Raw genomic sequence first — 8,797 nt, 5'->3', positions numbered from 1 at the left:
ATAAAAAATCAGTAAGTAACCAAATGTTTAAAGATTTGTCTGTTGTGGATAGGAATATATTATAATGATAACATATTGATGAGGTTATCTACGTTATCCACAAATCTGTTGATAAGTTTATAAACGATAGTGGAAATAACTATCCACAACTTATCAACAGATTGTTAATAAGTTTATATTCAAATTAATTATTTTCAGAGTTAAACACAAATATAATAGCAGATAAAAGGCAAGTGTGCAATGGTTTTTCGATGTTTATCCACAATTTCCATGGCTTGTAGATAAAAAATATCCACACTACTATATTTTGTGATTATCTTGTCGATATTTGTTGTGGATAGAAAAAAATGTCGAATTTCTTTAAACAAAGTGCTGTGGATAAGAGTAGGTACCGATAAAATTAAATCGAAAATAATTGGATCTTAACAAGATAAGTTTTAAAAAAATTGAGCTAATTGCGAAGTCTCAAAGTGCAAGTGTCCCAAGGTGTTAAGGACAAGGCAAATTTATTTTCCCCCAATAAAGAGCGATATATTGGTGTTTTTAGAGTGAAATTAGATGATCTGTCAAAATTCACCCCAGAGAACAAAAAAACAGATGAAACCTTGCCCCGCATGGGTTATAATAGTTTTTGTCTTAGCTTTAAAAATGAATTCCAGGGTAGTTCGTCTTCACCCAGATTATATAAATCTGACTTCTAATTTCTTACCTCTGACATCCGTTACATACTGGTTGTTTTGTTCAGTTTTCAAGGAGCAAATTATCATGTCGCTCTCAAATCAGCGACTTTATTAATATAACACGCTGACTTGTTAATGTCAACAACTTTTTATGTTATTTTAAATCTTTTTATCACTTTTTGTTTTTGCTGCTTGTTTGTTTAAGCAACGATATTAAATTTACCATGATTGTTTGAGTAAATCAAGCCTATTTTAAAAAGAAATAACTGGAAATTATTATTCATATTATTTAGGTAATTTCTCTTGATAAAAAAAGGAGGTACCACAAGCAGCACCAACTTTAGTCAATCACCATTCTCGGACATTTATATAATACCCTTAATTATAAATATAAAACTAAAAAACAACTCACAAGGAAAGATTTTAGAAGAATCTCACTGTATAAGTTGTTCTTTCCCTATACTTATTTATTACGCATTTGCGGGAATAGTAGTACATCACGAATAGATGGGGCATTTGTTAACAGCATTACAAGTCGGTCAATACCAATTCCTAGTCCACCTGTTGGCGGCATTCCGTATTCTAATGCTTCTAAGAAATCTTCATCCATTAAATGCGCTTCATCATTTCCCTGATCTCTTTCCTTTACTTGTGCTTCAAATCGCTCACGTTGATCAATAGGATCATTTAATTCACTAAACGCATTTGCATGTTCACGTCCTACAATAAATAGTTCAAATCGATCTGTAAAACGTTTATCTTCTTTATTCTTTTTCGCCAACGGGGAAATCTCCACTGGATGTCCATATATAAACGTAGGTTGAATTAATGTTTCCTCCACTTTTTGTTCAAAAAACTCATTTACTACATGTCCAAAAGTCATTGTATCTTTAATTTCAATCCCATGCTTTTTAGCTAAACCACGAGCCTCTTCATCACTCATCTGATTCCAGAAGTCGGCACCAGTTTTTTCTTTAATTGCATCAACCATATGGATTCTTTTCCATTCTGGTTCTAAATCAACTTCATAATCACCATACGTAACCTTTGTTTTCCCTAAAACTTCTTTTGCGATATAGGCAACGAGCTTTTCCGTTAAAGCCATAATATCATGGTAATCTGCATAGGCTTCGTACAATTCAATCATTGTAAATTCCGGATTATGTCTTGTAGATACCCCTTCATTACGGAATACACGTCCAATTTCATAAACCTTTTCCATTCCACCTACAATTAGACGTTTTAAATGAAGCTCAATAGCGATTCGCATATATAACGGGATATCCAATGCATTATGATGTGTCAAGAACGGCCGAGCCGAAGCACCACCAGGGATCCCGTGCATCATTGGTGTTTCCACTTCTAAAAACCCTTGTCCATTCAAATAACTTCGCATTGATTGAATGATTTTGCTTCGCAGTACGAATGTTTCTCTGCTATCCATGTTTGTAATCAAATCTAAATAACGCTGACGATAGCGCTGTTCCACATCTTTTAAACCATGGTACTTTTCAGGTAACGGTCGTAGTGATTTTGTTAGCAATTGTAATTCCGTTGCTTTAACAGACAGTTCTCCCACATTTGTTTTGAACATTACCCCAGTAACACCAACAATATCGCCCAGATCCAACGTTTTGAAAATTTCATATGCTTCTTCACCAATCGAATCTTTACGTACATATAATTGTATTTGCCCACTTAAATCCTGAATGTGTGCAAAACCCGCTTTTCCTTTTCCGCGTTTTGTCATCAATCGACCTGCTATGGTAACCTGATCACCTTTTTGTTCTAATTCTTCTTTGGAAAATTGATTATACAATCCAATTAAATCTACTGCTAAATGAGTACGATTAAATTTTCCACCAAATGGATCAAAACCCTGCTCTCTGTATGCATTTAATTTATCGCGACGAACGCGCACCTGTTCATTTAATTCTTCTGACACCATAATCACTCCAGTTATTTGTTATATGTAAGTATATCGAAAAAAAGGACTTTTTTCATGTTTATTACCTTTTCAAACTAGCAAGTGGAAAAATCCGCTAGTAAATCACTGGCAGATTTCCTCTTATAGCATTAAGGTTAGGAAGCTGCAATTTGTACTTCTAATTCCGTTGTATAGCTATACAGAATATCTACTAATTGTTCAAGGGTTTCAGCATGATTAATCCTTTTTCTTACAGGTTCATTCCCTTTTAAGCCCTTTTAAATACCACGAAGCATGTTTATGCATTTCCATAATCGCAACTATCACCTATCTTAAACATCTCTATTTCCTCCTCTGTTTCTTAGAGTTAATTCATCCTTGGATACAGCTAAAGAACTAGCAATCTGATCTAATAGCTCCGCAGTTGCTTGTTTTGTTCCTCTTTCCACATCACCGAGAACAGCTATGGGAACACCCAATTCCTTAGCAAATTCAAGCTGCGTATAGCCCTTTAATTTTCGAAATGCTTTTATCCTTCTGCCAACCCGCTTTTCGTCCATTTCTTTACATCCTTTATGTCTGACTCTGGAAGTTCATTTAGAAGTTCTACAACAAGCTTTTGCTTTGTAGGGATAGTTAAGTTAGGAGCAATTTCATTCAACGGGATCAGTACAAATGCCCGTTCATGCATTCTTGGATGAGGAATAATTAATCGCTCCGTTTTACTATTTTCATGATTATACACTAAAATGTCAAGATCAATTGTTCTTGGGCCAAATCGAATTTCCCGCTTTCTCCCTAAATGCTTCTCTATTTTCTGGCAAGCATCCAATAATTCAACCGAAGAAAGAAGTGTGTCTAGTTCAACAACCATATTTAAAAAGTCTGATTGATCCGTGTATCCAACTGGTGCTGTTTCATAGATAGAAGATTTATTTTGAATCACTATCCCCTTATTTTTATTCAGTAAATCTATTGCACTGTTTAAATACGCTACTCTTGGTTCAATATTAGTTCCTAACGCTACAAAGGCCTTATTCATGCAGATTTCTCCCTGTATATTTCTACAGCTACTGATTGGTAATGTCCTGGGATAGGTGGATCTGGTTTGATTACTTTTACTGTACATGCATTTAGTAATTCAAAGGATGCCAAGAGACTTTTAGCAATACTTTCTGCTACAGCTTCAATTAGATTTTTAGCTTTGCCTTCAACAATCTCCTGTACTATTTCATAAACCTGTCCATAGTGAATAGAATCATTCATATCATCGGTCTCACCAGGTTTCTTTAAATCAGCAAAAAGTTCCACATCTACATTAAAACGCTGTCCTAACTTGTTTTCTTCTGGTAATAAACCATGAAAACCATAGAACTGCATGTTATTCAGTACTATTTTATCCAACCCTATGCCCTCCTCCTGCAGCAAGCATTGCATCCATCATTTGCGTAAGTTCCTTATTTACTTTTACATTATGAACACGAACAATCTGAGCACCTTTTGTAATACCTAAACAGGTGGTGGCACCAGTACCAATGTCACGGTCTTTCGGCGGGAGATCTAAAACGCCACCAATAAACCTTTTTCGTGAAGTAGCTAGTAATATCGGGTAACCCATATCTTTAAATTTTTCCAAGTTATTCATAACAACTAAATTATCTTCAGCCGTTTTGGCAAAACCAATACCAGGGTCAAGGATAATTTTATCTGATGAAACACCTGCATTCCTTGCAATTTCAATGCTTTCCTGTAAATCTTTTTTCATGTCATCAATAATAGAAGTATAATTCATATTATTTCGGTTATGCATTAGAACGATTGGGACATTAAAATCTGCTGCGACCTCGGCAATCTCAGGCTCTTTCTTTGCTCCCCATACATCATTAATGATTTCTGCACCCGCTTCAATGGCTTGTCTTGCTGTTTGTGCTTTGTATGTATCAATGGAAATCGGTATATTTATTTTTTCCTTCACGGCTTTGATCATTGGTACCACGCGGGCAATCTCTTCTTCTTCAGGCACGGGATCATGATCAGGTCTTGTCGATTCTCCACCAATATCAATAATATCTGCACCAAGGAGTTCCATTTCTATAGCTTGTTCAACAGCTTGTTCAATTGTTGTATAGCTTCCTCCATCCGAAAAGGAATCCGGAGTTACATTTAAAATACCCATTATATGTGTATATTCCAATAAATTAAACGTTTTTGTGGTTGTTTTTAAAATCATTTAGTAGCCTTCTTTCACTAAATATATTCTTTCATTATGGTACCACATAAAAAAAAGACTGGCATCTAATTATTTCAGATACCAATCCTTTTGAACTATCTTATTCATTAGCTTCTTCAAACTGATAAAGCGGTGTTGATAAATAACGTTCACCATTATCAGGTAAAACAGCAAGAACCCTTTTACCTTTACCCAATTGCTTAGCCACCTTTACTGCAGCTGCAACTGCTGCACCTGCTGAGATTCCGCCAAGAATACCATTTGTTGTTGCAACTTTTCTTGATGTTTCAAATGATTCTTCATTGGACACTCGAATTACTTCATCATAAATGTCTGTGTTTAAAATTTTAGGCACAAATCCTGCCCCAAGTCCCTGAATCTTATGCGGACCCGGTGATCCTCCCGAAAGAATTGCGGAGTCTTCAGGTTCTACAGCATATACCTTTATCCCATCAAAATGATCTTTTAACACCTTTCCGGCACCTGTAATTGTTCCGCCTGTTCCAATACCAGAAACAAATGCGTCTAAACCATTACTCATTTGTTCAACAATTTCATTTCCCGTTGTACGTGCGTGTACTTCTGGATTTGCTTCATTGTTAAATTGCTGTGGCATAAAGTAGCCTTTTGCTTCTTTTAGTTCTTCGGCTTTTGCTATAGCACCCTTCATACCATCTGCACCTGGAGTTAAAATTAATTCAGCACCATAGGCACGAAGTAAATTACGACGTTCTTTACTCATTGTATCTGGCATAACTAAAACAGCTTTATAACCCTTTGCAGCTGCAACCATTGCTAAACCAATTCCAGTGTTTCCACTTGTCGGCTCGATAATGGTATCTGCTTTTTTTAAATCTCCACTTTTTTCTGCGGCTTCAATCATTGATAATGCAATACGATCTTTTACAGAACTTCCTGGATTCATAAATTCTAATTTCAAATAAATGTCTGCACTATTTTCATCTGTAAAATGATTTAATTTAACGATAGGTGTTTCACCAATTAAACCAGCAATATTATCTGCAACTCTCATAACAACTACCTCCTAATTCCTAGTTATTTTGTATGATTTAGTTATAATGTACGTTTTTATTCCACTAATGTCAACTAAAAAGATAGGAAATAGGCGTATTTCTGAGAATCATTTTATTATTGATCGTATAACCATTCAATGTCCAAATCCTCCCATAAAGGGCTCGCTGATAGGGACTGATCTTTTTCATGCAATGCCAATTCACTTTTAACATAGTCTTTAATCTCATCATATGTAAATTCAATCGACGGTAGTTTGCGATGAAGATAAATAATTGCAATGCCATTATCTGCCGCAAAGGCTTCACTATAAGAATCTTCCTCCATTGCTAAGGCCACCTCTTCATAGCCATTCGGGAAAAATTGACTTGAAGTCGTAATGAAACCAAGGTATCCACCGTCTTTTTTCGATTCTTCATCAAGCGAATATTCCTGTGCAAGCAATTCAAAGGAAGCTCCACTCTTAAGTTCACTGATAACCTTTTCAGCAGTATCAAAGTCTTGCACAATAATATGGGAAAGCTGCATGGAAGCAGTAAAGTTATATTGATTTTTATATTCATCATAATAGGTTCTTAGCTTTTCTTCAGGGATCTCTGTATCCATTGTTAAAAGTTGTTCCAGTTGATAGCGATAGTTAACTTCTTCTCGCCAATTTTCTTGCTTTTTAGCAAATTCCTCTGCTGTCATAACGCCTTGCATCGAAGTCAGAAGCGCTATTTCCCGCTCCATTACCTTCTCATGTACCTCTATATTATTTTCCTCTGCCAATTGCCTTACAACAGCACGGTCGATCATTATTTTCAGTTGCTTTTCACCATGCATGCTTCTAAGTGCCTGCATCCATTCCTCATAGGATATGTCTTCATTCCCAATAGAGGCTACCGGTTCTTTACTATTTATTTTCTTTTCCTCAGCTCCATCATTAATTCCTACAGTTTCTTCATTGTTCCAAAACAATAATGATGCAATATTTGTAATGAGAAGTACAACGATAATTCCCAGTAGTAATTTTTTGGACATAGATTACTTCCTTCCATTTCTTATCGTACATTCTTTTAGTGATCATAGTTCTACTGTTTTAATTCTTCAAGCTCCTCTTCTGTAAAGTGGTATAATTCATTACAGAAATGACAGCTTGCTTCTGCTCCGTGATCTTCAACAATCATACTTTGAATTTCTTCATTACCCAATCCGGTTATTGCATTTGCAATCCGTTCTTTGGAGCATTTACAACGGAATTCGATTGGTAATTGCTCATGGAACTTTATTTCTTCTTCCGCAAATAGGCGCTCAAGAATTTGCTCAGGTGAATTGCCCTCCTGGATAAGACTGGATATAGCCGGAAAGGACTGAATTTGTTCTTCTAGTTGTGTTATTATCTCCTCATCTGCACCGGGCATAACCTGTACGATAAATCCACCAGCAGCAAGTATGGTTTGATCAGGATTCACCAAAACACCGGCACCTACAGCAGAAGGAATCTGCTCAGATGTAGCGAAGTAATAGGTGAAATCTTCACTAAGCTCCCCAGAAATAATCGGAACCTCTCCAGTGAAATATTCTTTTAAGCCCATATCCTTTATAACCGTTATGTTCCCTTCCGTTCCAACTGCACGGGCAACATCTAATTTGCCATTTTTGTTCAAATCAAAATCCACATGGGCGTTTGCCACATATCCACGGACATGCCCTTTCGCATTACCATCAGTTACAATAGCTCCTATTGGCCCATTGCCTTCTACTTTTACAGTAATGGAATCATCACCCTTATTCATTGCCCCCATCATTGCAGTAATGGTAATTGCCCTGCCTAAAGCAGCTGAGGCAGTTGCCCACGTATCCTGCCTTCTTTGCGCTTCTTCTATCGTTTTTGTTGTAACAGTTGCATATGCACGAACCATTCCCTGATAAATCGTTGCTTTCACTAAGTAATCCTTCATGTTGTTTCTCCTTTATAAAGATATAGAAAAGTATTTGTTCAAGTCAATTATTCTTTTGATAAATTAGATACAATCCTTTTAATGTTAAATGTGGATCTACATGCTCAATCGTTGCTGACTCACCAGCAATTAAAGATGCTAGACCACCAGTTGCAATAACGGTTGGCTTTATATTCATTTCCTCTTTTATACGATTTACTATACCATCTACTTGTCCAACATATCCATAAAACACACCGGATTGCATGGCCTCGACTGTTGAAGAACCAATTACCTGACTTGGTGATTGAATTTCTATTTTGGGTAATTTTGAGGCTTTGCTGTATAATGCTTCCATTGAAATATTAATTCCTGGAGATATTATTCCTCCTTGATATTCCTCATCGTCATTTACATAACAAAAAGTTGTTGCTGTACCAAAGTCAATAATAATAAGTGGGGCACCATATTGATTAATTGCACCTACCGCATTAACAATTCGATCTGCCCCAATTTCCTGCGGGTTGGGATAACACATTTTTAAAAAGGATCGAACAGTTTCCTTCCCGATGATTAATGGTTCCAATTGAAAATAGTCCTTGCTCATTTTTTCAAGGGCGAACATGATTGGAGGAACTACAGATGATATAATTACACCTTGTATATCGGAAAAAGCAACTCCTTTATGATCGAACAATGACTTTATTAACATACCGAATTCATCTTCTGTTTTATATCGATCTGTTTTTATTCGCCACTCGTGTTTTAATTGATCTTTATCAAATACTCCAAGAACGGTATTTGTATTACCCACATCCAGAACAAATAACATTTTGTTTACCGACCTTCCTATCGTTTCTATTTTTTTAATATACCATACTTTGGATTTTAATAAAAAAGAGTGATTTCTATAATTTAGTGCTGTGAGATATAGCAAGGCTTTCAAAAAATGTTTCGCTTACGTAGACTCTCTTGTCCTGCAAAATAGTTCTTCATGTTCCTTCTT

General features: G+C 36.0%; 9 protein-coding genes. All 9 read right to left on the bottom strand.

The window, feature by feature from the left end; genetic code table 11:
- Window positions 1-1,143: 1,143 nt before the first annotated feature.
- On the bottom strand, window positions 1,144-2,628 hold the full coding sequence (lysS, locus tag AC6HVZ_RS12060; protein ID WP_497558418.1) for a lysine--tRNA ligase: 1,485 nt from the start codon (window positions 2,626-2,628) through the stop codon (window positions 1,144-1,146).
- Between the two features lie 311 nt (window positions 2,629-2,939).
- The gene (locus tag AC6HVZ_RS12055) at window positions 2,940-3,167 is read right to left on the bottom strand and encodes a helix-turn-helix domain-containing protein (protein ID WP_497558416.1); all 228 of its coding nucleotides are present in this window, start codon (window positions 3,165-3,167) and stop codon (window positions 2,940-2,942) included.
- Window positions 3,137-3,649 (bottom strand): 2-amino-4-hydroxy-6-hydroxymethyldihydropteridine diphosphokinase, encoded by a 513-nt coding sequence (gene folK / locus AC6HVZ_RS12050; protein WP_497558415.1) that lies wholly within the window; start codon window positions 3,647-3,649, stop codon window positions 3,137-3,139. Before folK ends, AC6HVZ_RS12055 begins: the two co-directional genes overlap by 31 nt.
- The gene (gene folB, locus AC6HVZ_RS12045; protein ID WP_497558414.1) at window positions 3,646-4,011 is read right to left on the bottom strand and encodes a dihydroneopterin aldolase; all 366 of its coding nucleotides are present in this window, start codon (window positions 4,009-4,011) and stop codon (window positions 3,646-3,648) included. Before folB ends, folK begins: the two co-directional genes overlap by 4 nt.
- Entirely contained in the window at window positions 4,004-4,837 is an 834-nt protein-coding gene (folP, locus tag AC6HVZ_RS12040) for a dihydropteroate synthase (protein ID WP_497558413.1), read from the bottom strand. Before folP ends, folB begins: the two co-directional genes overlap by 8 nt.
- Before the next feature lie 100 nt (window positions 4,838-4,937).
- Complete coding sequence (cysK, locus tag AC6HVZ_RS12035; protein ID WP_497558412.1) at window positions 4,938-5,870, bottom strand: cysteine synthase A; 933 nt, start codon at window positions 5,868-5,870, stop codon at window positions 4,938-4,940.
- Between the two features lie 116 nt (window positions 5,871-5,986).
- A complete protein-coding gene (locus AC6HVZ_RS12030; protein ID WP_497558411.1) occupies window positions 5,987-6,892 on the bottom strand; it encodes a peptidylprolyl isomerase in 906 nt (301 codons plus the stop codon).
- Between the two features lie 50 nt (window positions 6,893-6,942).
- Window positions 6,943-7,812 carry an Hsp33 family molecular chaperone HslO gene (gene hslO / locus AC6HVZ_RS12025; RefSeq protein WP_497558410.1) on the bottom strand — a complete coding sequence of 290 codons (870 nt, stop codon included), beginning with the start codon at window positions 7,810-7,812 and terminating at the stop codon, window positions 6,943-6,945.
- Window positions 7,813-7,855: 43 nt separating this feature from the next.
- Entirely contained in the window at window positions 7,856-8,623 is a 768-nt protein-coding gene (locus AC6HVZ_RS12020; protein ID WP_497558409.1) for a type III pantothenate kinase, read from the bottom strand.
- Between the last annotated feature and the right edge of the window lie 174 nt (window positions 8,624-8,797).

Source organism: Oceanobacillus sp. NCCP-135 (assembly GCF_059698015.1).
Note: the sequence above shows the minus strand (reverse complement) of the source record. Positions and strands in the feature narration are given on the sequence as shown.